Source organism: Streptomyces chartreusis NRRL 3882 (assembly GCF_900236475.1).
Classification (GTDB): Bacteria; Actinomycetota; Actinomycetes; order Streptomycetales; family Streptomycetaceae; genus Streptomyces; species Streptomyces chartreusis_D.
Map to the genome: position 1 here is coordinate 4,426,117 of NZ_LT963352.1, position 22,912 is coordinate 4,449,028.

The following is a 22,912-nucleotide window of genomic DNA, read 5'->3' on the forward strand; positions in this document are numbered from 1 at the left end:
ACACGACCTGCGAAAGCGATTGCACGCCCCCTTCACGCCAGGCGCACACGGCGCACGCGTGTTCAGCCCTGGGACTGCAACTGCCGCAACTGCTGCTGTACGTGATCGAGCGCCCCCTCGCGCCGCCCGGGGACCCGGCCCCGCAACTCGGCGAGCGCCGCGCCCAGTTCGCGGGCCCGGGCGGGGTCGCGGATCTGGCCCCACTGGTGGTGGGCGCGGTCCACGGCGGCCTCGACGGCGGGCGCGTCCGGCGCCTGCCCGGCGTTCAGGCGGACGGTGGCCACGGCCAGCCAGGTGTGACAGCTGCGGCCCGCGTCCCCGGCGAACATCGCCAGGTCGGCCCGGACCTCGGCCCAGTGCAGGGCCTCCTCGGAGGCGGGCCCGTGCGCGGCGACGGCGGCCTGTTCGTGCCGGGCGGCCAGGGCGTCGGCGTCGGAGTGGCGGCCGGACTGGACGGCGGCGGTGATGGCGGCGTGCGGGTCACCGGCCGAGGGGCCCGGCGTGTTCAGCACGAGGTCCGTGCCCGCGCTCTCCGGCGCGATCCGGGCCAGCGCCTGCTGGTGCAACTGCTCCGCCGGCGGCCGGAACCCGCTGCGCAGGATCGTCGCGACGGCCTTCATGTACGCCGGTGCCGCGACCGTGCGTCTGGACGGCGGGGGCGCGATGCGGCCGTACACGGCGTTGCCGCGGCCCGAGTCCAGCGGGGTGCCGCGCAGCAGATCCCAGGTCTCGGCGTCCGCGTGCAGGTCGAGCAGGAGGGTCGTCGCGCCGGCCGGCCTCAGGCGCAGTTCGTCCCGGAACCAGTGCCAGGGGAAGGCCGTGTAGCGGGCGGTGGACGCGGTGGTGCGGGCCAGCGCCAGGTGGGGCAGGCGCTGGCGGCGGTCGAGCTGGAGCTGTCCGGTGACGAACACGGTGAGCGGGCCGGGGGCCGCGGCGGCGGCGCGCAGCCGGGTGAGGACGGCCTGCGGCTCCAGCGGGTCGGCGAGTTCGACGACGTTCGCGGTGTCCGTGCCGGCCAGCACGCCGGGCGGTACGGCGGCCAGGACGGGGAGCACGGACGCGGCGTCGACCAGGCGCCCCTTGCCCACCGGCGAGGCCGCCAGCAGCAGCACGGTTCCGGCCATCTCGTCCCTCCCCCTGTCGATCACGTACGGCAGCACCGTAACCGCTGCGGCTGCAAAGGGGGGCCTCAGGACCGCAAACGTCCGCCTTCGGGGGCTTCGCCCCTTCCACGGCGACGGCCCGGGCGCTACGGGCCGCAGCCGGTCCGGGCAACGCGTCGCGTCCGCCGACTTGCCAGCGGGACCCCGGCGGTGTGCCCTGGTAGGCAGGGGCAGGGAGAGAGGAGAGCTCTCATGGCTCATGCGGCACCCGCTTCACGCAAGGTGACCACGCGACGCCGTACACCCGATGTCTTCAGCCCGCGCACCCACGCGATGGCGAAGGTCGCGGTACCCGTCCTCCTCGGGCTCGTCTACGGCTACTGGGCCGCGGCCAACCGGCGCGACGCCGGGCCCATCACGGGCTGGAACCTGCTGTTCGGCTTCCTCACCGCGCTCGTGTTCGCCGTGCTGTTCGCCGCCGTGCGGGAAGTCGCCCCGCGGCTGCGCCGCGAACAGCACGCGCTGCTCTGGTTCGCCTTCACCGGCTGCGCGATCGGCTTCCTCTACAGCCAGACCGGCGAGTCCGTACTGAAGTCCACCGGGGTGGGGCTGGTGGTCGGGGCGGGCGTCTTCGTGACCATGTTCTACCGCTACTACACGCACGAGGACGCCACCGGCCGGCGCCTCGACTGACCCGGTCCCGTACGACACGTCGGGCTCGGCATGTGGGGCCGAATGCAGTCACACGGGTCGCGGGCCGGGCCTGTGGCGCCTTGCCTGGAAGGGTGTCCGAGCACCGCCGGGCGCCCGTATCCGGGCAGGCGCCCCTCCGACCGCGGAACGCCCTGTCGGCCGTTCTGCTGGCCCTCGCGTGCCTGCTCGCGCCGTTCGCCACGCTCGCCTCCTGGGCGGCGCACGGCCTGACCGACACCGGCCGCTACGTCCGTACGATGGCGCCGCTCGCCACCGACCCGGACGTGCGGGGCGCGGTCGCGGACGCCCTCGGGGAGGGCATCATGCGGGAGGCCGGGCAGGAGCTCGACACCGGCCCGCTGCGCGGCACGGCCGGGCCCTTCGTGCACGACGCGGTGCGCTCGTTCACCCGGACCGAGGCGTTCCGCACCGGGTGGGACGCGGCGAACCTGGCCGTCCACGACGCCGTGCTGCGCGCCCTGCGCGACGACAGCACGCGCGCCTCCCCCGTCACCGTCGACCTCGCGCCGGTCCTCACCCGGGTCAAACGCCGGCTCACCGACGACCACGTGCCGTTCGCCCACCGCATCCCGGTCCCGCACACCCGGGTCCCGGTGCTCCCGGCCGACGACGTGGCCCGACTGCGCAGGGGGTACCACGTGCTGGACACCGCCGCCTTCTGGCTGCCGCTCGCCACCGCCCTGTGCGCCGTGGCCGGGACCGCCCTCGCCGCCCGCCGCCGCCGCGCGGTCACCGCGATCGGCCTCGGCACGGCGCTGGGCGGCGGGCTGCTCGTCCTGGCCGTCGCGATCGGCCGCCGCCTCACCCTCGCCGACCTGCCCGACGCGCTCCACCGCCCGGCCGCCGGCGCGGTCTACGACGCCCTGACGGCCACCCTGTCGACCGTGTCCTGGCTGCTGTTCGCCTTCGGCCTGACGGCGGCGCTCGGCTCGTGGCTCACGGGCCGGTACGGTCCCCGGCTCGCCTCGCGGCGACGTGCGCGAGCGTCCGCAGCGCCCGCCGCAGAACCGCCTCCGGAACCGACCCGAGCCCGAGCCTGACGGCGTCGGGCGTGTGGCCGGGGGAGACGGCGAAGGCCGGGCCGGGCGTGACGGCGATGCCGTGCGCGGCGGCAGCCGCCGTGAAGGTGTCCGCGCGCCACGGGGCGGGCAGTTCCCACCAGGCGAAGTAGGCGCCGGGCTCGGACCGCACGGCGAAGCCCGCGAGTTCCTCGGCGAGGATCCGCTGCCTGCGCGCCGCGTCCGCCCGCTTGGCCGCCACCAGCCGCGCCACGGTCCCCTCCCCGGCCCACCGCACGGCCGCCTCCAGCGCGAACCGCCCCGCGCTCCACCCGCCCGACCGCACGGCATGGGCCACGGCCCCGACCCGGTGCGGCGGCACGACGAGGAAACCGGCGGTGAGCCCGGGCGCGACCCGCTTGGAGAGACCGTCGACGACGTGGGTGAGGGCGGGCGCGTGCACGGCGAGGGGATCCCCCGGCTCGTGCAGGAAGGACCAGATGCGGTCCTCCACCACCGGCAGGTTCAGGTCGTGGACCAGCGCCGCGAGTTGCAGCAGGCGAGGGCGGCTCGTCGTCAGCGACGTCGGGTTGTGCAGCGTCGGCTGCACGTACAGGGCGGACAGCGGCGCCGAACGGTGCGCGGCGGCGACGGCCTCCGGGAGCAGCCCGGCCGCGTCACCGGCCAGCGGCACCAGGGTGATGCCCAGCCGCGCCGCGATGTCCTTGACCAGCGGATACGTCAGCTGCTCCACGCCGACCCGGCCGCCCGGGCGGACCAGGGAGGCCAGGACGGCGGCGATGGCCTGCCGGGCGTTGCCGGTGAACAGCAGCCGGTCCGGGGCGGGGCGCCAGCCGGGGGTGGCGAGGAGCGTGGCCGCGGCCTCCCGGGCGGACTCGGTTCCGGTGGCGGCGGCCGGCAGCAGCGCCTCGGCCAGCACGTCGGGACGCAGCAGCGGCGCGAGGACGGGGGCGAGGAGCTCGGGCTGGCCGGGCGCGCTGGGGTAGTTGAGCTCCAGGTTGACGAGGGCGTCGGCGGGGCCGGGCTCGGCGAGCGCCCGGCCCGTCGGCCCGTCCGGGGTGGCCCGTACGAACGTGCCGCGCCCGACCTCGCCGACGACCAGCCCGCGCCGTACGAGTTCGCCGTACACCCGCCCGGCCGTCGACGAGGCGATGCCCCGGCGCCGGGCGAACGCCCGCTGCGGCGGCAGCCGTTGACCGGGCTTCAGCCGCCCGCTGGCGATGTCGTCGGCGATCCTGTCGGCGATACGGCGGTAGTCACCCATCGGTCGGTCTCCCCCTTGGATTGCACCGAGAGCAAAGATCTTATTGCACCGAGTAGTTGGAGCTGCCTAGGGTCTTCACATGGCACCCTTCCTCGCATACGAGGACAAAGGACCCGTACCCTCTCGGCGGCCCCTTGTCCCCCTGGTCCTCGTCCACGGCCACCCCTTCGACCGCACGATGTGGGCCCCGCAGCTCGCCACCTTCGCCGCGACCCGCCGCGTCATCGCCCCCGACCTGCGCGGCTACGGCGCCTCCCCGGTCACCCCGCCCCTCACGGACTTCTCGCAGTTCGCCCGGGACATCGAGGCCCTGCTCGACGAGCTGGGGGTGGAGTCCTTCGTCCTCGCCGGCCTGTCCATGGGCGGCCAGATCGCGATGGACTGCTACCGCCGGTTCCCCGGCCGCATCCGCGGCCTGGTCCTCGCGGACACCTTCCCGGCGGCGGAGACCCCGGAGGGCGTCCGCACCCGCGACGCCATGGCGGACCGCCTCCTGCGTGAGGGCATGCGCGGCTACGCCGACGAGGTCCTGGAACGGATGGTCGCCCCCTACGCCCCCGCCGAGGTCAAGGCCCACGTCCACCGCATGATGACGGCCACCTCCCCCGAGGGCGCCGCCGCGGCCCTGCGCGCCCGTGCCCGGCGCCCCGACTACGCCGCCCTGCTGACCCGCGTCGGTGTCCCGGCCCTGGTCGTCGTGGGAGCCGACGACACCTACACCCCGGTCTCCGACGCCCGCGCCATGCACGCGGCCCTCCCGGACGCGGCCCTGCACGTGATCGAGGGCACGGCCCACATGCCGAACCTCGAACGCCCCGAGGAGTTCGACCGGGCACTCGGGGAATTCCTGGCCCGCGTCGACGCACGGCAACCTTCCACCGCCCCACCCCGTCTTTGAGGGAGGATTCGGGCATCCCACCCCGCGAACGGAAGGCCGGGCCTTGGACACCGCCGCTGCCGAGTGGACCGCCACCGACGGGCCGGACCACCGTCCGCCCGGACGGCGGCTCGGCGCCTGGTGCGCCGCCCTGCTGTTCGCCGCGGTCAGCGTGGTCGTCGGCTTCCGGACCGCCGGCAGCGACGGCTTCGCGCCCGTCCCGCAGGTCCTCGCCTTCCTCCCCTGGCTGCTCGCCCCCACCGCCCTGGCGCTGTTGCTCGCCCTGCTGTCCCGGTGGTGGCCCGGGACGGTCTGGGGCGTGCTCCTGCTCGGCCTGCTGGCCTGGTTCATCGAGCCGTACGGCAAGGTCGGCGACCCCGTCGGCCGCCCGGTCGCCGACCTGCGCGTGCTGACCTCGAACGTCGAGTTCGGGCAGGGCACCGGGTCCCTGGTCGCCGCCGTCCGCCGCGAGAAACCGGACCTCGTCTTCGTACAGGAATGCGAGTACGAGTGTGACGCGCGGCTGAAGGACGACCTCTCCCAGGACTACCCGCACCGCAGGGCCGTCGAGGGCGGCGGCTCCGAGGGCTCCGTCATCCTCAGCCGCTTCCCGCTGCGGCCCACCGACGGCGTCCCCGGCACCATGGGCATGCCCGGGGCGATCGCCGACGTCGACGGGCATCCCGTACGGCTCCAGCTCGCCCACCCCATGCCCCCGCTGCCCGGCGGGCTGGACCTCTGGCGCACCGAGCTGGAGGCCCTGCGCGACGCGGCCGCGGCCGACCCCGGCACCCCCCTCGTGCTGGCCGGCGACTTCAACGCCTCCCAGGACCACGCCGCCTTCCGCCGCATCCTCGACACCGGCCTGACCGACGCCGCCCGCCTCGACGACGCCGCCCGCACGGCCACCTGGCCGGCCCGGACCGCGCCGACGTTCGGTGTGCAGATCGACCACGTCCTGGTGTCGAAGGACTTCGCGGCCGACCGCACGCGCTTCCTGGACCTGGCCGACACGGACCACCGGGCGGTGGTCACGGACCTGACACTGCACTCACGCCGGTAGGAGAGGAAGGGGGACGCCCGACAGGCGCCCCCCACAGGTACCTCACAGGGACCTCTCCGGTGTCCCTCTCCGCTCAGACGCCGATGTCGCAGCCGTCCGCACGCCACACGGCCACGACCGCCGGACGGACGTACGTCCCGGGACCGTCGGGCCAGGTGCTGGCCGGCTTCTCCACGGACGCGCCGTCGATCTCGCCCGGGTGCTGCACGGCGACGAGGACCCGCCGGTCCTGGATGATCGGACCGCAGGTCTCGGCACCCTTCGGCACGGTCAGGAACTGCTTCAGCTCACCGCGCCGCTCACCCCGCGTCGCCACGCCGAACAGGCCGTCGTGCGATCCGAGCTGGGCGCCGTCGGTGGAGATCCACAGGTTGCCGTAGGGGTCGAAGGCCACGTTGTCCGGGCAGGAGATCGGGCTGACACCGTCCTTCGGGAACCCGGCGAAGTAGGTCACCGGGTCGTCCGGGTCACCGGCGACGAGGAACAGCGACCACGCGAACCGCGTGCTCTCGGGCCGGTTCCACCGCTCCGTGAGCTCCAGGACGTGTCCGTGCTTGTTGGCGTTGCGCGGATTGGCCTCGTCCGCCTTGGCGTTGGAGCCGACACCGCGGTTGGAGTTGTTCGTCAGGGCGACGTACACCTTGCCGGTGACGGGGTTGGGCTCGATGTCCTCGGGCCGGTCCATCTTGGTCGCGCCCACCTTGTCGCCGGCGAGGCGCGTGAAGACGAACACCTCCTCGGCGCTCATCCCGTCCACGTGCGAGACGGCACCCTCGGCGGTGGCGGTGGCCAGGGGAATCCACTCGCCGCTCCCGTCGAACTCACCGTCGCCGGGAAGCTTGCCCGTGCCGTCGATCTCGATGGCGGGGGAGTCACCGGTGAGCTTGGCGACGTACAGCGTCCCCTCGTCGAGAAGCGACAGGTTGTGCTCGCGCACGGCACGCGACGACCCGTGCCGCATCCGCTTGCTGCCGACGAACTTGTAGAAGTAGTCGAACCGCTCGTCGTCACCGGTGTACACGACGGGCCGCCCGTCCGCCGTCATCCTGATGTTCGCGGCCTCGTGCTTGAACCGCCCGAGTGCGGTGTGCTTGCGCGGCGTGGAGCTCGGGTCGTACGGGTCGAACTCCACGACGTACCCGAACCGGTGTACCTCGTTCGGCTCCTGGGCGACGTCGAACCGCTTGTCGAACCGTTCCCACTTCCGCTCGCTGGCCCCGGTCCCGATGCCGTACCGCTTGTCGGTCGCCCGGCTGCTGTTGGCGAAGTACTGGTTGAAGTTCTCCTCGCCGTGCAGGGTCGTGCCCCACGGAGTCACGCCGCCCGAGCAGTTGTTGAGGGTGCCGAGCACCTTCGTGCCGGTCGGGTCGGCGGAGGTCTTGACGAGGTCGGACCCGGCGACGGGCCCGGTGAGCCGGAACTCGGTGGTGGCGGTGACGCGCCGGTTGAGCTGATGCCGGGGAACGGCGGTCAGCTTCCCGGTCTTCCGGTCCCCCTCCACGACGACGGCGGACAGCCCGTGCGCGGCCCAGGCGATCTCCACCTGCTCCCGGGTCGGACTGGCGGCGTCATACCCCCGGAACATGAGCACCTCGTCGGTGTACTCGTGATTGGCGACGAGCAGCTGCCGACCGCGCTCACCCGGCAGCGGAAGCAGCGCGAGGAAATCGCAGTTGTACCCGAACTGCCCGGCCTGGGCCTTGGCGGTCTGCTTCTCCGGGTCGAAGGCGGGCGCACCGCGCAGGATGGGCTCGCCCCAGCGGATGACGACGTTCTGCCGGTACCCCTCCGGCACGGTCACGGCGTCGGCGGTGTTGGGCGCGACGGGCGCGAAGCGCAGCCCGCGCGCGCCCTTGTTCTTGCGCCGGGCGGCGTCGGCGGCGGTGCCGGCCGTGGCGCCCCCGGCGGGAGCGGCACCGGCCTGCGGGGCCTGCGCGACACCCACGGCTCCCGCGCCCGCGGCGGCCACGGTCACCACGGCCGCGGCCCGCATCATCGACCGCCGGCTGAGCGCACCGGCGATCACATCACCGACGTACTCGTTGGAGCTGGTGTTGGGCACCTCGTGGAAGCAGGCGTCACCACACCGGAAACGACAGGTCAGGGCGGACCGGCCGCCGGGGTGCGATCCGGACGGCGTTCCGATCAACGGCAGCAGCTTGCGCACTTTGCTCTCTCCTTGGATGCCCTTGGTGTCAGCGTGACCGTAGGGGCACATATGTGCGGCAGCCGGGCGCCAGGGTGAACAGCGGGTGAACCTGCGGCAGCCTTACGGCAGTTGTGGCGATTCAGCACGGCGACACCTTCGCAGGCCGGATGTCCCTCTTGACAGGCTGGGCCTCCCACCCCTGACCCTGCCCAAGATCACCCAGGAGGGCCGCTAACCTTACGTGTCCGTCCTGGCCAGGGATTGACGGGCTTCAACTCACGCGAAGGGTTGCGCGCACATGGGCATTCTCACTCTCTTGCGGAACGCGTTCGGACGGTCACGCAAGTCACGGACCGCCGAGGCGGAGGGTGCGGCGCAGACCACGACGACGACCGAAACACCGACGCCCCCCGAGACGGACCCGAAGGTCCCGTCCCCCTCCCCGGAACCCACCCCCGCCCCGACGCCCAACGTCCCGGGCCCCCGAGACGAACACGACCTCGTGTCACTGGCCTTCGACCATGTGACGGTCCCCAGGCCTAAGCGGGCTGGGGAGGGAGAACCGGGAGTCGAGGAGAAGCCTGCGGCGGCGGCACCGGAGACAGAGGCTGAGGCCAAGCCGGCGGTCGAGGAGCCGACGGACGCCGATCAGCCGACGGAGACTGCGACCGAGACGGAGCAGCCGACCGCCACCGAGTCGTCGTCGACCCCCGAGCCCACAGCACCGGAAAGGCCCGGGGACAGCCCGGAGGCCGAGCCCACGGCGACAACGGAGCCGAAGCCCACGGCCGAGGCCGACACACCGGCGCAGCCGTCGGCCACCGAGACGAAGCCGGCCCCCGCGCCACAGCCCGAGGCACCCGCGGTCCCGAAGCCCGAGGCGCAGCCGACACCCGAGCCCGAGCCGACGCCAGAAGCCGAACCCACGGCCAAGCCCGAGCCGACGGCAGAAGCCAAGGCCACCCCCGAGCCCGAAGCTGCCCCCAAGACCACGCCCGAGGCGCAGCCGACACCCGAGCCCGAGCCGACGCCAGAAGCCGAACCCACGGCCAAGCCCGAGCCGACGGCAGACCCCAAGACCACGCCCGAGGCGGAGCCGACGCCCGAGCCTGAGCCGACGGCAGAAGTCAAGGCCACCCCCGAGCCCGGAGCTGCCCCCAAGACCACGCCCGACGCCGAGCCCGAGGCGACCTCCGACGTCGAGCCGACGACCGAGCCGGACGCGCCGGCCAAGACTGAGCCGACGACCGAGTCACACCCGTCGGCCAAGGCCGAGCCGGCGACCGAGACCGAGGCCGAGGCGGAGCCGACGGCCAAGGCCGAGGCGCCGGCCAAGGCCGAGGCCGAGCCGGCGGCCGCGGCCGCCGCCGGGGACGCTCCCGCAGCCGCCGACGGCGAGTCCGCCCCGCAGGGGCCACCCGCACCCGACGACGAAAGCAGCACGGGTGGTGCGGGTGGGAACGACACGGCCGAAGCCGAAGGCGAGGCCGAGCCGGACGTCACCACCCCCGCCGTCCCCCTCACCCGCATCAAGACCCGCGCCCCCGGCCTCACCACCGCCTACAAGGCCGCCGCCACCACCCTCAAGCAGCACAACCTCACCGGCACCCGAGCCAAGGTCTACCTGGTCCTCGACCGCTCCGCCTCCATGCGCCCGTACTACAAGGACGGCTCCGCGCAGGCCCTCGCCGAACAAACCCTCGCCCTCGCCGCCCACCTCGACCCCGAGGCCACCGTCCCGGTCATCTTCTTCTCCACCGAACTCGACGGCACCGGCGAGATCACCCTCACCGACCACGAGAACAAGATCGACGACCTGCACGCCGCCCTCGGCCGCATGGGCCGCACCAGCTACCACGCAGCCGTCGAAGCCGTCCTCGCCCACCACGGCAAGGAAGCCACCCCCGACACCCCGGCCCTGGTGATCTTCCAGACGGACGGCGCCCCCGACGCCAAGACCCCCGCCACCCAGTCCCTCACCGAGGCCGCCAGGACCCACCCCACCGTCTTCTTCTCCTTCGTCGCCTTCGGTGACCCGGAGAACAAGGCCTTCGACTACCTCCGCAAGCTCAAGGCCCCCAACACGTCCCACTTCCTCGCCGGCGAAACCCCCCGCGAGCTCACGGACAAGGAGCTCTACGAGGGCGTACTGGCGGACTGGCGTCCGTAGACCCCCCGGGGGGTGGACGGCACACGGCAGGCCGTCCACCCCCCGAAACGCGTGTGAGTCGATCTTCAGGGGACCAGTAGGATTTCGACCATGGCGGCCACTGGATCCGAGAAGCAGGGGGCGAAGGCGTACTACGTCTCGACCCCCATCTACTACGTCAACGACGCTCCTCACCTGGGCCACGCCTATACGACCGTCGCAGGCGACGTGCTCTCCCGCTGGCACCGCCAGCGCGGCGAGAAGGTGTGGTACCTCACCGGCACGGACGAGCACGGTCAGAAGATCATGCGCACGGCCGAAGCCAACGGTGTCACTCCCCAGGAGTGGGCCGACAAGCTCGTCACCGAAGCGTGGAAGCCTCTCTGGGAGCACCTGGAGATCGCGAACGACGACTTCATCCGCACCACGCAGAAGCGGCACACGGACCGCGTCCAGGAGTTCGTCCAGGACCTGTACGACAAGGGCGAGATCTACAAGGGCGGCTACGAGGGCCCGTACTGCGTCGGCTGCGAGGAGTACAAGCTCCCCGGCGAGCTCCTCGACGGCGAGGGCGAGTACGCGGGCCAGAAGCTCTGCCCGATCCACAAGAAGCCGGTCGAGATCCTCAGCGAGGAGAACTACTTCTTCAAGCTGAGCGAGTACGGCGAGAAGCTCCTCGCCCACTACGAGGCCAACCCCGGCTTCATCCAGCCCGAATCCGCGCGCAACGAGGTCGTGAACTTCGTACGGCAGGGCCTCCAGGACCTCTCCATCTCGCGCTCGACGTTCGACTGGGGCATCCCGATCCCCTGGGACGACAAGCACGTGATCTACGTGTGGGTCGACGCCCTGCTGAACTACGCCACGGCGGTCGGCTACAACGAGAACCAGGCCAAGTTCGAGGAGACCTTCCCGGCCGACGTCCACCTGGTCGGCAAGGACATCCTCCGCTTCCACGCGGTGATCTGGCCCGCGATGCTGATGGCACAGGGGCTCCCCCTCCCCGGGAAGATCGCAGCGAACGGCTGGCTGATGGTCGGCGGCGAGAAGATGTCGAAGTCGAACCTGACCGGCATCAAGCCGCAGGACCTGACCTCGCACTTCGGCGTGGACGCCTACCGCTGGTACTTCCTGCGCGCGATCGCCTTCGGCCAGGACGGCTCGTTCTCCTGGGAGGACTTCTCCGCCCGGTACACGAGCGAGCTGGCGAACGACTACGGAAACCTCGCGTCCCGCGTCGCGGCGATGGTAGGCAAGTACTTCGGCGGCGAGCTGCCGGCGTCGACGGCCGACGGCGAGGCCGAGAGGGCGATCCACGACGGCCTGACGAAGGCGGTGACGGAGGCGGACCGCCGCATCGGCGACGACCTGGACTTCCAGGGCGGCATCCTGGCGGTCTTCGACTTCGTCAAGCAGGTCAACGGCTACATCACCGAGCAGGAGCCCTGGAAGGTCGCGAAGGACACCTCGGACGAGGGCAAGGCGCGCCTCGCGACCATCCTCTACACGGCCGCGGAGTCCCTGCGCGCCGTCGCGGTCCTCCTCAACCCGGTCATGCCGGAGACCTCCCAGAAGCTCTGGGACTCGCTCGGCGCGGCCGCCTCCCTCGGCGCCCTCGCGGACCAGAAGATCGGCGAGGCCGGCGAGTGGGGCAGGCTCCCGGCCGGCACGACGGTCACCAAGGGCGCGGTCCTCTTCCCGCGCCTGGAGGAGAAGCCGACGGCGTAACGGCCGTAACACGCTCGCTACAGCACGGGGCCCGGGAGGACGAGAACCTTCTCCCGGGCCCCGTGCTTTGCGAAGATCGCGTGAGCGCGGCCACCCGGCCGCCGCCACACACCCGGGGGATCCCATGGCACTGTTCGGCAACGCACACACCGTCGACCCGGTATCGGCCCAGCAGGACTACGCCCGCCTCCTCGGCCACGGCGAACAGGTCCACGCCGCGTTCCTGCTGATCCGCGACACCATCCTCTTCACCGACCGCCGCCTGATCCTGATCGACAAGCAGGGCATCACCGGCAAGAAGGTCGAGTACCACTCGGTCCCCTACCGCAGCATCACCCACTTCGCGGTGGAAACGGCCGGCACCTTCGACCTGGACGCCGAACTGAAGATCTGGATCTCCGGCACCCCGACCCCCATCGAGAAGACCTTCACCAAGGGAGTCGACATCTACGAGGTCCAGGCGATCCTGACCCAGTTCGTGGCGAGGTAGTCCGGCACCACCAGAGGCCCGGGGGCCCGCCCGGTGAGCACGGAGCGGGCCTGCGCCAGCCCTCGCGGACGTGCACGGTGCCGGGGGTGACGGCGAGCTCAACGCAGGAGTTGAGCCCGATCATCTCTCGGTCCAACCCGGACAACGCTGAGATGATTTCACGGTTTGCTGGCATGATCACGACGTGACCAGCGAGCCTGTGCAGCCCAGCCCCAGGAAGTACGTGCTCTTCGATGTCGACGGTACGTTGATCGACGCCGTGGACAACCAACGCCGGGTCTGGGAAATGTGGGCGGGGCGATACCGGCTGGACGCGGATGAGGTCTATCGGGTGGCGCTGCGGACGCGGCCCATGGAGACCTTCGCGCAGGTAGCTCCGGACCAGGATCCAAGGGAGTGCCTGACTGCGCTGCACGAACTCGAGGACGAGGACGTCCAGTCCGGCGTCTATGCGGCCTTCGACGGTGCATCCGAGCTGCTGGACGCCCTGCCGGCGGCGTCGTGGGCGCTGGTGACCTCGAACTATGAGCACCGGGTGCGCGGGCGATTTGCCCGGACGGGCCTGCCGGTCCCGGGCGTCATAGTCGACGCCGCCGCAGTAGAGGAGGGCAAACCGTCGCCGGTGCCCTACCTGCTGGCCGCCGAGCAGCTCGGTGCCCAGCCCGAGGACTGCCTGGTCATTGAGGACGCCCCCTCCGGAGTCGAGGCAGGGTTGCGGGCCGGCATGGTGGTGTGGGGGGTCAACGCCCCGGTTGCGGTGGCCGGCGTGCACCGTCACTTCGGGAGCCTGCGCGAAGCAGTCCCCGACATCCTTGCCTTCGCCCGCCTGGAGGGCCTGCGGAAACCCCCACCACGGCTCCGTTGATCCACCAGACTGCTCTTGTTCTTCCACGGAGAAGGGACGGAGCATGGCGAACAGTGCGCTTCTGGTGATGGACGTGCAACGGGACATCGTGGCCATCGCCGACGACGGTTCCGGATATCTGCCGCGCTTGCGCCAGGCGATCGACGGAGCCCGGGCCGCAGGCATCCCCGTGATCTACGTGGTGATCGGGTTACGGCCGGGTGACCAGGAAGTCAGCCCCCGCAACAAGGTGATGACAAACATTGTCCGGGCCGGCCTGTTCACCGAGGGGCAGCCTGGTACCGAGATCCATGACGACGTCGCCCCGCAGCAGGGCGACGTCGTGGTGACCAAGAGACGAGGGAGTGCCTTCTCGGGCAGCGACCTCGACTTGGTACTCAGGGCTCGCGATATCGACAGCCTTGTTCTCACCGGCATCGCCACCAGCGCTGTGGTGCTGTCCACCCTGTGGCACGCCATCGACCTGGACTTCGGCCTCACCGTTCTGGCGGACGCCTGCCTCGACACCGACCCCGAGGTGCACACGATGCTCACCGAAAAGCTGTTCCCGCAGTGGGCAGACGTCTTCGCCGTCGAGGACTGGCTCAAAGTCATCGCACCGCAGTAGCGAAACGCCGTCCTCGCGTGCGGGCAGCCGGCATCGCCTCCCGCCGACCGGGGGGCCAGTCGACGGAGTTGCCCGGGCCCGGGTGAGGGTGCCAAGCGGCTCGGGCCCGTCCCCGACGGAGGGGGCGGGCCCGGAGTCCGCTCAGCTCAGCGCGCCTCCCCCGCAACCGGCTCCCCCGTCACCGCTGCTTTCCCAGCGGACCCGGGCCGCTCGCCCCTCTTGGTGTGGCGTACGAACGCGACACCCAGCACCGCCAGGATCGACGCCGCGGAGAGCGTGTAGAGGCCCCCGTTCGTGCTCCCCGTCGTGTCCTTCAGGTAGCCGAACAGCGTGGGCGACACGAACCCGCCCAGGTTTCCGATCGAGTTGACCAGCGCCAGCCCCGGCGCGGCGATCTTCAGGTCGAGGCCCGACTGGGCCATCGGCCAGAACAGCGTGGCCGCGCACTTGCCGCCCACCGCGGCCAGCGTGAGCGCGGCCAGGCCGAACCAGGGCGAGCCGAGCGTGGCGAGGAAGGTGCCGGTGGCCGACAGGACCAGGGCGATCGCCAGGTAGGGGCGACGGTCCGGGGCCCGGTCGGTGAAGTGGGCCATCGTGTACATCGCGATCACCGCGCAGATCCAGGGGATCGCCGACAACAGCCCGATCTGGAAGGAGGACAGTCCGCCGATCTCCTCCACCAGACTCGGCAGCCAGAACGTGATCGCGTAGCCGGTGAGCGCCATCGCGAAGAAGACCGCGGTCAGGACGGCGACCTGGGGATGGAAGATCAGCTTCATCCGCGACACCGACGGCGCCCGGTCACGCGCCTCCTTGTCCCGCGCCACCGCCTCGCTCAGCGCGTCCTTCTCCTCCTGCGTCAGCCACTTCGCGTCCTGGATCCGGGAGACGAGGAAGAACCCGGCGATGAAGCCGACCAGGATCGAGAAGGCGCCCTCCAGGGCGAACATCCACCGCCAGCCCGCGACACCGCCCGCGCCGTGCAGTTCCAGCAGCGCGCCGGTGATCGGGCCGGTGACGATGTACGCCGTGGCCGAGCCGCCCAGGAAGATCGCACTGGCCCGGCCCCGGCTGGAGTCCGGCAGCCACTGGGTGAAGTAGAGGAGCACACCGGGGAAGAAGCCGGCCTCCGCGACACCGAGCAGGAAGCGCAGGCCGTAGAACATCCACACGTTGTGGATGAAGCACATCGCCACGATCACCGCACCCCAGGTGATCATGATCCGGGTCAGCCAGACCCGGGCCCCGAACCGCTCCAGGAGCATGTTGCTCGGCACCTCGAACAGGGCGTACCCGATGAAGAACAGGCCCGCGCCGAGCCCGTAGGCCGTGGCGCTCACCCCGACATCGGCCCGCAGCTCGTTCTGGACGAAGCCCACGTTCGTCCGGTCCATCTGGTTGACCAGCAGCATCAGGACCAGGATCGGCAGCATGCGGCGCAGGAATTTGCCGACCGCACGCTGCTCGGCCTCGGGTATGACTGTTGCGGCGTCTGACATCGTTGTCTCCCTCGATGTGCACATACGTGAACAGCAGTCACGTACGCGTTCTCGAAGGGACTTTATGGAGGCCCAACTTCCGGGTCAACGGGTTGAGCAGAAGTGCATGTATGTGAATGCGGGGCGGACGGCCGTACACGTCCGCCCCACATACGTCCGTCAGTCCGTGGGATCGACACCCATGGTGAGGGTGGCGACGACGCCCTTGGCGATGGCGTTCTTCCTGTACTGGAGCTTCAGCAGCCCGCCCTGGGTGCCGTTGCCCGGGTAGATGGTGTCCTCGTCGAGGGTGGTGCGGGTCGTGGTGTTGGTGGAGTACGGCTCGACCTCGGCGGAGGCCAGTACGGACTCCTCGTCGAAGAAGAGCTGACCGGTGTGGCAGGTCGTGCCGCCCTCGTAACCGGTGTCCGTCCAGGTGCCGTTCACATGCACCTTGGTGTGGATGTGCACGCAGCGGCCCTGGTACCAGCCGGGGAAGACCGTACGGAACTCGACGAACCCCCGCTTGTCCGTCCGCCAGGTGCCGCGCAGATAGCGCTCGTCGTCGGTGGGCTCCTGGTGCCCACCGCCACCGCCACCACCCGGGGGCGCACCCGTGGGCGTGCCGGTCGGCATACCCGAGGGCGGCGTGCCACCCCCGCCGCCCCCTCCTCCACCGCTGCCCATCGCCTCGTACCCCGAGTACACACCCAGCGCGTTGCAGTGCCAGATGTCCACGGCGGCGTTCGCGAGCGGCTCGCAGGTCTCGGAGTCGACCACCCTGAGGCGCAGGGTGAGCGGGATGCCCTCCTGGTCCTCGGTGACGTCCCGGCGGAGCTTGTCCGCGTCGATGTAGTAGGGGCCTTCGGTGGTTTCGGAGGTCAGCTTGTAGCAGACCTCGCCCGAGCCCCCGGTGGCCGTCCCCTTGGCGGCTCGCGTGTCCTCGCCGGCGAACGCGCCCGCCGCGAACGTACCGCCGACGCCCGCCGCCACCACCGCCCCGGCGCCCGCGGCGACGACCTTACGGCGTGTCAGATCCCTTGTGTGTTTCGGCCCTCGGGCCGCTTCCTGTCCCGTCATGGGAAGGGAAGCTAGGGAGCCCGGCTGTCAGGAGCCTGGGTGAGAGCTGGGCACGAGCCCTGGGTACGAAAGTGGCCCGGAACCGACGCCGGTTCCGAGCCACTCCCTCCAGGTCGCCTACTTCGGCTGCGGCCTCCGCACCGACAGGTGCAGCTCCTTCAGCCGCGCCTCCTCCAGCTCCGTCGGCGCGCCCATCATGAGGTCCTGGGCGTTGCCGTTGAGCGGGAAGGCGATGGTCTCGCGGATGTTCGGCTCGTCGGCGAGCAGCATCACGATGCGGTCGACGCCCGGGGCGATGCCGCCGTGCGGCGGGGCGCCGAAGCGGAAGGCGCGCAGCATGCCGGCGAACTTCTCCTCGACGGTCTCGCGGTCGTACCCGGCGATCTCGAAGGCCTTGAGCATGATCTCCGGCTCGTGGTTCCGGATCGCACCGGAGGACAGCTCGACGCCGTTGCAGACGATGTCGTACTGCCAGCCGAGGATGTCCAGCGGGTCCTGGGTCTCCAGGGCCTCCAGACCGCCCTGCGGCATGGAGAAGGGGTTGTGCGAGAAGTCGATCGCGCCGGTCTCCTCGTCCTTCTCGTACATCGGGAAGTCGACGATCCAGCAGAAGCGGAAGACGCCCTCCTCGAAGTGCCCGGCACGCTTGGCGGCTTCCACCCGCACCGCGCCCATGATCTTCGAGACCTCGTCGAACTCGCCCGCGCCGAAGAACACGGCGTGGCCGGCCGCCAGCGACAGGCGCTTGGTCAGCTCGGCGACGTTCTCCTCGGTGAGGAACTTCGCGATCGGGCCGGACAGCGAACCGTCCTCGCCGACGCGGACCCAGGCCAGGCCCTTGGCGCCCTGCGAGACGGCGTAGTCGCCGAGCTGGTCGAAGAACTTGCGGGGCTGGGCGGAGACGTCCGGCACCGGCAGGGCACGGACGTGCTTGCCGGCGAAGGCCTTGAACTCCGAGCCCTCGAAGATGTCGGTGATGTCGACGAGTTCGAGCTGGGCGCGCAGGTCGGGCTTGTCGGAGCCGTACTTCAGCATCGCCTCGCGGAACGGGATCCGCGGGAACGGCGAGGTGACGTGGCGGCCGTTGCCGAACTCCTCGAACAGCTCCGTCATCAGCTTCTCGACGGGCTGGAAGACGTCCTCCTGCTCGACGAAGCTCATCTCGATGTCGAGCTGGTAGAACTCGCCCGGCGAGCGGTCGGCACGCGCGTCCTCGTCACGGAAGCAGGGCGCGATCTGGAAGTAGCGGTCGAAGCCGGAGATCATCAGCAGCTGCTTGAACTGCTGGGGCGCCTGGGGGAGGGCGTAGAACTTGCCCGGGTGCAGGCGGGACGGGACGACGAAGTCGCGGGCGCCCTCGGGGGAGGTCGCGGACAGGATCGGCGTCGCCATCTCGTTGAAGCCGAGGGCCGTCATCTTGTGGCGGATCGCCGAGATGACCGCCGTGCGCAGCATGATGTTGCGGTGCATGCGCTCGCGGCGCAGGTCCAGGAAGCGGTACTCCAGGCGCCGCTCCTCGTTGACCCCGTCCTCGGTGTTGATCGTGAACGGCAGGGGAGCGGCCGCGCCGAGCAACTCGACCTCGCCGACCTCGACCTCGACCTCACCGGTCGGCAGGTCGGGGTTGATGTTCTCGGCGCCCCGGGAGACGACCTTGCCGTCGACACGGACGGTCGACTCCTTGGACAGCTTGTCGAGGGCCTCGTAGGCGGGAGTGCCGGGACGGGCGACGAGCTGCGTGATGCCGTAGTGGTCGCGCAGATCGATGAAGAGGATGCCGCCCAGGTCGCGCCGATTGTGCAGCCAGCCACTCAGCCGGACGTCGGTGCCGACGTCAGAGGAGCGGAGCTCGCCGCAGGTGTGGGACCTGTACCGATGCATCGTCGTTCATCCAGTCTTCGCTGATCGGGGTCTGTGTTTCACGTGAAACTGGTCCCCAGCGTACCGGCCAGGCGAAGATCGGCTCGCCTCAGTTAACGATCGAGCACACTTCTGCCTTCGGTGGCAGCGTTCGAGCGCCTCTTCTTAAAGTAGGTCAATGCGCACTGGCGAGCCCCTGCCCGCCGTGGGGGAGGCTCTCGCAGCCCTCGCGACCGGCCTGTGGCACTGGGACACCGCCACCGGGCTGGTCACGGTCGACGCCGAGGCGGCACGGTTGCTCGGGCTGCCCGCAGAGCAGGTCAGCCTTACGGAGGCGCAGGCCCGGGCCCGGCTCCACCCGGTCGACTGGAACGAGATCACCGGCGTGATCCAGCTCGCCGTCGCCGAGGGCACCCTCGCCGAGGTACGGATCCGGATCATGGACGAGCAGGGCCGGATCGTCCGGGTCGTCCGCAGCCGCTCCAAGCCGTCCTTCGACCGGGCCCGCAAGGCGTACCGATTGATCGGCACCCTCCAGGAGGTCACCGAGCCCACCCCGGGCACCCCGGCCGGGCGCAGCGCGGTCACCGGCGACTGGCGGCGCTCCCGGGAGGCGTTCCTGCTGGACGCGGGCCGGGCGCTGGCCGAGGCCCGCTCCACGCAGGAGGTCCTGCGGGTGACGGCCAACCTGTCGATGCCCGGGTTCTCACCGGACGGGCTGGCGGTCTTCGGTGTGGAGGGCGACCGTCTGACGATCATCGGCCACCACGGGCAGCAGCAGAGCGACGAGAGCCCGTTCTCCGACATGCCGCTGGACACCGACTATCCGGCCGCCGAGGTGGTACGGACCGGCCGGGCGGTGTATCTGTCCTCTCCCGAGCAGTACAAGGCCCGCTACCCGCTGACCTGGCCGCTCGCCGAGCGCTTCGGCCGCCGGTCCTGGGCGTTCCTGCCGCTGACCGTGGCCGGCCGCACGATGGGCGCGTGGATGGCGGCCTTCACCTACCCGGTCGCCTTCACACCGGACGAGCGGTCGGTGCTGGCCACCGTGGCGCGGATGCTGGCACAGGCGCTGACCCGGGCGGGCCTGGCCGAGAGCGAGCGGGCGCTGACCGACGGGCTCCAGCGGACGATGCTGCCCAAGCTCGGCCCGCAGCGCATCCCGGGCATGAGCGTCGCCGCCCGCTACGTCCCCACCGGCGGCGGCCTCCAGGTCGGCGGTGACTGGTACGACGTGATCCCGCTGCCCAGCGGACGGTTCGCGCTGGTCATCGGGGACGTCCAGGGTCATGACGTGCGGGCGGCGGGCCTGATGGGCCAGCTCCGTATCGCCCTGCGCGCCTATGCCTCGGAGGGCCACCGCCCCGACGCCGTCCTCACCCGCGCCTCCCGCTTCCTGCACGGCATCAGCGACGAGGACCCCGCCGACCCGCGCTTCGCGACCTGTCTGTACGTCGAGGTCGATCCGGCGAACGGCGTGCTGGACATCGCCCGGGCCGGGCATCCGGACCCGGCGATCCGGATGTCCGACGGCACGGTGCTGATGCGGCCGACGTCGGGGGGCCTGCCGCTGGGCATCGACCCGGACGCCGACTACCCGACGACCCGGCTCGCCCTGGAGTCCGGCGAGACCATGCTGATCTGCACGGACGGCCTGATCGAGACCGGCGGGCACGACCTGGACTCCGGGTGGCGGCGGCTGCGCGAGATCCTGGAGGACCACAAGGGCGATCTGGAGGAGCTCGCCGACACCCTGGTGCAGGCCGTGCACGGGCCTTCCTCGCACCACACCACCGGCCCCCTGGCCGACCGTCGCGAGGACGACATAGCACTGCTGCTGCTGAGCAGGGAGGGCGAGGGCTGCGGCTGCGGTGACACCGTGATCGTGCGGGCCCCCGTGCGGCGCACGATGCTGACGATCGCGCAGGCCGAGCCCGAACGGATCGCGGTGGCCCGGCAGCAACTGCGCGAGCTGCTGCACGACTGGGCCTCACCCGACCAGGTCGACTCGGGGGTGCTGCTGCTGTCCGAGCTGCTGACGAACGTCCTCGTGCACACGGACTCCGACGCGCTGCTCGTCGCCGAGATCACCGGCCAGGAGGGTGAGCGGCGGCTGCGGATCGAGGTCACCGACACCGGCGACGACCTGCCGCACAAACGCAGACCCGGGGAGCTGGCGTCCTCCGGCCGCGGCCTGGTGCTGATCGAACTGCTCGCGCACGCCTGGGGCGTGGACCCGCGCGGCGAGGGCAAGAGCATCTGGTTCGAGCTCTACGAGTCCGTCGACGGCTCGGCCGACGGCTCCTGGTCCCCGTAGCGGGTGCGCAGTTCCTGGAGGACGCCGAAGGCGGCCGCGGTGAGCGGCACGGCGAGCAGCATCCCGAGCACCCCGGCGACCGACGCCCCGGCCGTGATCGCCACCATCACCACCGCCGGGTGCATCTGCACGGTCCGGCTCTGGATCACCGGCTGGAGCACGTGCCCTTCCAGCACCTGCACCGCGAGGACCACCCCGAGCGCCCACAGCGCGATGACGAACCCCCGGTCGGCGAGCGCGACCAGCACGGCCACGGCGCCCGAGATGAAGGCGCCGAGGTAGGGGATGTAGGCGCCGACGAAGACCAGCGCCCCCAGCCCGGCCGCCCCGGGCACGTCGAGGACGAGCAGTCCGACGGTGATGCAGAGCGCGTCGATGAGCGCGATGAAGGTGGTGCCGCGCATGAAGCCCTCGACGGCGTGGAAGGCCCGCCGTGCCATGGCCTCCAGGGTGTCGGCCGAGCCACCCGGGGCCAGGGCCCGCAGCGTCCCGGCGGCCTTGTCGGAGTCGCGCAGGAAGAAGAAGACGAGGAGCAGCGCGAGGACGGCCATGGCGATGGTCTCGCCGACCACGCTGACCCCGCTGATCACGCCGGAGGCGGCCGAGCCGCCGAACTTGCCCAGGAGTTCCCGGGCGTTGGAGGCCAGGTCGTCCAGCGAGGTCCCGGCCGCCCCGAAGTGCTCGGAGACGCCCCGGGCGGCCTGCCTGAGCGAGGCGACGATCTCGTCGCCCGTGTCGATGAGCGCGGCGACCACGATGTACACGGCCCCGCCGACCACGGCCACGACGGCGACGCAGGTGAGCCCGGCCGCGACCGACCGCTGCACCCCGGCCTTCACGAGCCGCCGGTGCAGGGGCCCGAGCAGGGCCGTCCCGAGCAGCGCGAGCAGCACGGGCACGACGGCGGTCCGGAACTCGTCACACAGCCGGATCCCGACGTAGACGACTCCGGACACGAGCAGGAGCAGCGCACACCAGGCGGCGAGCCGCCGGAGGGGGTCCGGCAGGAGGGGCCTGGTCCCGGAAGCGGTCGGACCGGAGCCCGAAGCGGTCGGTTCGGAGTCCTGCACCCCTCCACCCGACCACGCCCGCGGCGGGCCGTCCCGTCAGGACGACCCGCCCGGGTGACGGCCCGTCAGTCCTGCGGTCCGCTCGCGGTCATGCCGTGCACCGCCGGGATGGTCCCCAGCCGGCCCTTCTGGAAGTCCTCGAAGGCCTGCATGAGTTCTTCCTTGGTGTTCATCACGAACGGGCCGTAGTGGGCCATCGGCTCGCGGATCGGCTGCCCGCCGAGCAGGACGACCTCCAGGTCCGGCGTGTGGGAGTCCTGCTTCTCGTCCGCGCGGACGGTCAGCGAGGAACCCGCGCCGAAGACGGCGGTCTGGCCCGTGTGGACCGGCCGGCGCTCGGTGCCGACGCTGCCGCGCCCGGCCAGGACGTACGCCAGGCCGTTGAAGTCCTCGCGCCACGGCAGGTTGAGCTCGGCGCCCGGCGCCAGCGTCGCGTGGATCATCGTGATCGGCGTGTGCGTGATGCCGGGGCCCTGGTGCCCGTCCAGCTCACCGGCGATGACCCGCAGCAGCGCGCCGCCGTCGGGGGTGCTGAGCAGCTGGACCGAGCCGCCGCGGATGTCCTGGTAGCGCGGGGCCATCATCTTGTCCTTGGCCGGGAGGTTCACCCACAGCTGGAGGCCGTGGAAGAGCCCGCCGGACATGACGAGATGCTCCGGTGGGGCCTCGATGTGCAGCAGACCCGAGCCCGCGGTCATCCACTGGGTGTCACCGTTGGTGATGGTGCCGCCACCGCCGTTGGAGTCCTGGTGGTCGAAGATCCCGTCGATGATGTACGTGACGGTCTCGAAGCCGCGGTGCGGGTGCCACGGCGTGCCCTTGGGCTCGCCCGGCGCGTACTCCACCTCACCCATCTGGTCCATCATGATGAACGGGTCGAGATGGCGGTAGTTGATCCCCGCGAACGCCCGGCGCACCGGGAAGCCCTCGCCCTCGAAACCGCTCGGGGCGGTCGTGACAGCGAGCACGGGACGTGCCACGGCATCGGTCGGCGCGGTCACGCGGGGCAGCGTCAACGGGTTCTCGACGGTCACAGCAGGCATGTCGGTTCCTCCTCGTGTACGCCCAGTTTAGTTGAG

18 protein-coding genes are annotated in these 22,912 nt (G+C 71.4%); 10 read left to right on the top strand and 8 right to left on the bottom strand.

Annotation, left to right across the window (positions count from 1 at the left end; translation table 11 throughout):
• Window positions 1-62 precede the first annotated feature (62 nt).
• A complete protein-coding gene (locus SCNRRL3882_RS19840; RefSeq protein WP_010032444.1) occupies window positions 63-1,124 on the bottom strand; it encodes a hypothetical protein in 1,062 nt (353 codons plus the stop codon).
• Between the two features lie 231 nt (window positions 1,125-1,355).
• On the opposite strand from SCNRRL3882_RS19840, the gene SCNRRL3882_RS19845 reads away from it, so the two are divergent.
• Window positions 1,356-1,796, top strand: a complete 441-nt coding sequence (locus SCNRRL3882_RS19845; RefSeq protein ID WP_029180663.1) for a membrane protein — start codon at window positions 1,356-1,358, stop codon at window positions 1,794-1,796.
• A 92-nt stretch (window positions 1,797-1,888) separates the two neighbouring features.
• Window positions 1,889-2,857, top strand: coding sequence for a hypothetical protein (locus tag SCNRRL3882_RS19850; protein WP_010032447.1), 969 nt, complete (start codon window positions 1,889-1,891; stop codon window positions 2,855-2,857).
• On the opposite strand, the gene SCNRRL3882_RS19855 is transcribed toward SCNRRL3882_RS19850, so the two are convergent.
• Window positions 2,754-4,100, bottom strand: a complete 1,347-nt coding sequence (locus SCNRRL3882_RS19855; RefSeq protein ID WP_010032449.1) for a PLP-dependent aminotransferase family protein — start codon at window positions 4,098-4,100, stop codon at window positions 2,754-2,756. The genes SCNRRL3882_RS19850 and SCNRRL3882_RS19855 overlap by 104 nt on opposite strands.
• A 79-nt stretch (window positions 4,101-4,179) precedes the next feature.
• Between SCNRRL3882_RS19855 and SCNRRL3882_RS19860 the strand changes: the two genes are divergently transcribed.
• Together SCNRRL3882_RS19860 and SCNRRL3882_RS19865 are read left to right on the top strand one after the other, a co-directional pair.
• Window positions 4,180-4,998, top strand: a complete 819-nt coding sequence (locus SCNRRL3882_RS19860; RefSeq protein WP_010032451.1) for an alpha/beta fold hydrolase — start codon at window positions 4,180-4,182, stop codon at window positions 4,996-4,998.
• Between the two features lie 43 nt (window positions 4,999-5,041).
• A complete protein-coding gene (locus SCNRRL3882_RS19865; protein ID WP_010032453.1) occupies window positions 5,042-6,040 on the top strand; it encodes an endonuclease/exonuclease/phosphatase family protein in 999 nt (332 codons plus the stop codon).
• 73 nt (window positions 6,041-6,113) lie between these two features.
• Here SCNRRL3882_RS19865 and SCNRRL3882_RS19870 read toward each other — a convergent pair whose 3' ends face one another.
• Window positions 6,114-8,207 (bottom strand): PhoX family protein, encoded by a 2,094-nt coding sequence (locus SCNRRL3882_RS19870; RefSeq protein WP_010032454.1) that lies wholly within the window; start codon window positions 8,205-8,207, stop codon window positions 6,114-6,116.
• Window positions 8,208-8,487: 280 nt separating this feature from the next.
• Here SCNRRL3882_RS19870 and SCNRRL3882_RS19875 point away from each other — a divergent pair, with 280 nt between their 5' ends.
• The 5 genes from SCNRRL3882_RS19875 (at window position 8,488) to SCNRRL3882_RS19895 (ending at window position 14,028) form a co-directional block, all read left to right on the top strand.
• Window positions 8,488-10,359 (top strand): VWA domain-containing protein, encoded by a 1,872-nt coding sequence (locus SCNRRL3882_RS19875; protein ID WP_102514836.1) that lies wholly within the window; start codon window positions 8,488-8,490, stop codon window positions 10,357-10,359.
• A gap of 90 nt (window positions 10,360-10,449) precedes the next feature.
• Window positions 10,450-12,066 (top strand): methionine--tRNA ligase, encoded by a 1,617-nt coding sequence (gene metG / locus SCNRRL3882_RS19880; RefSeq protein ID WP_010032457.1) that lies wholly within the window; start codon window positions 10,450-10,452, stop codon window positions 12,064-12,066.
• A gap of 124 nt (window positions 12,067-12,190) precedes the next feature.
• Window positions 12,191-12,556 (top strand): PH domain-containing protein, encoded by a 366-nt coding sequence (locus SCNRRL3882_RS19885; RefSeq protein ID WP_010032461.1) that lies wholly within the window; start codon window positions 12,191-12,193, stop codon window positions 12,554-12,556.
• Between the two features lie 184 nt (window positions 12,557-12,740).
• On the top strand, window positions 12,741-13,421 hold the full coding sequence (locus tag SCNRRL3882_RS19890) for an HAD family hydrolase (protein ID WP_010032463.1): 681 nt from the start codon (window positions 12,741-12,743) through the stop codon (window positions 13,419-13,421).
• Between the two features lie 43 nt (window positions 13,422-13,464).
• Complete coding sequence (locus tag SCNRRL3882_RS19895; protein WP_010032464.1) at window positions 13,465-14,028, top strand: cysteine hydrolase family protein; 564 nt, start codon at window positions 13,465-13,467, stop codon at window positions 14,026-14,028.
• A 146-nt stretch (window positions 14,029-14,174) separates the two neighbouring features.
• On the opposite strand, the gene SCNRRL3882_RS19900 is transcribed toward SCNRRL3882_RS19895, so the two are convergent.
• The 3 genes from SCNRRL3882_RS19900 to aspS all read right to left on the bottom strand — a co-directional run bounded on the left by SCNRRL3882_RS19900 (window position 14,175) and on the right by aspS (window position 18,467).
• Window positions 14,175-15,527, bottom strand: a complete 1,353-nt coding sequence (locus SCNRRL3882_RS19900) for an MFS transporter (protein WP_010032465.1) — start codon at window positions 15,525-15,527, stop codon at window positions 14,175-14,177.
• A 159-nt stretch (window positions 15,528-15,686) separates the two neighbouring features.
• A complete protein-coding gene (locus tag SCNRRL3882_RS19905; protein WP_029180664.1) occupies window positions 15,687-16,586 on the bottom strand; it encodes an intradiol ring-cleavage dioxygenase in 900 nt (299 codons plus the stop codon).
• Window positions 16,587-16,703: 117 nt separating this feature from the next.
• A complete protein-coding gene (gene aspS, locus SCNRRL3882_RS19910) occupies window positions 16,704-18,467 on the bottom strand; it encodes an aspartate--tRNA ligase (RefSeq protein ID WP_010032470.1) in 1,764 nt (587 codons plus the stop codon).
• Window positions 18,468-18,624: 157 nt separating this feature from the next.
• Between aspS and SCNRRL3882_RS19915 the strand changes: the two genes are divergently transcribed.
• On the top strand, window positions 18,625-20,763 hold the full coding sequence (locus tag SCNRRL3882_RS19915; protein WP_010032472.1) for a SpoIIE family protein phosphatase: 2,139 nt from the start codon (window positions 18,625-18,627) through the stop codon (window positions 20,761-20,763).
• Here SCNRRL3882_RS19915 and SCNRRL3882_RS19920 read toward each other — a convergent pair.
• A complete protein-coding gene (locus SCNRRL3882_RS19920) occupies window positions 20,718-21,833 on the bottom strand; it encodes an AI-2E family transporter (protein ID WP_010032473.1) in 1,116 nt (371 codons plus the stop codon). The two genes, SCNRRL3882_RS19915 and SCNRRL3882_RS19920, sit on opposite strands and share 46 nt — an antisense overlap.
• Window positions 21,834-21,898: 65 nt before the next feature.
• A complete protein-coding gene (locus tag SCNRRL3882_RS19925) occupies window positions 21,899-22,876 on the bottom strand; it encodes a pirin family protein (protein ID WP_029180666.1) in 978 nt (325 codons plus the stop codon).
• Window positions 22,877-22,912: the final 36 nt, after the last annotated feature.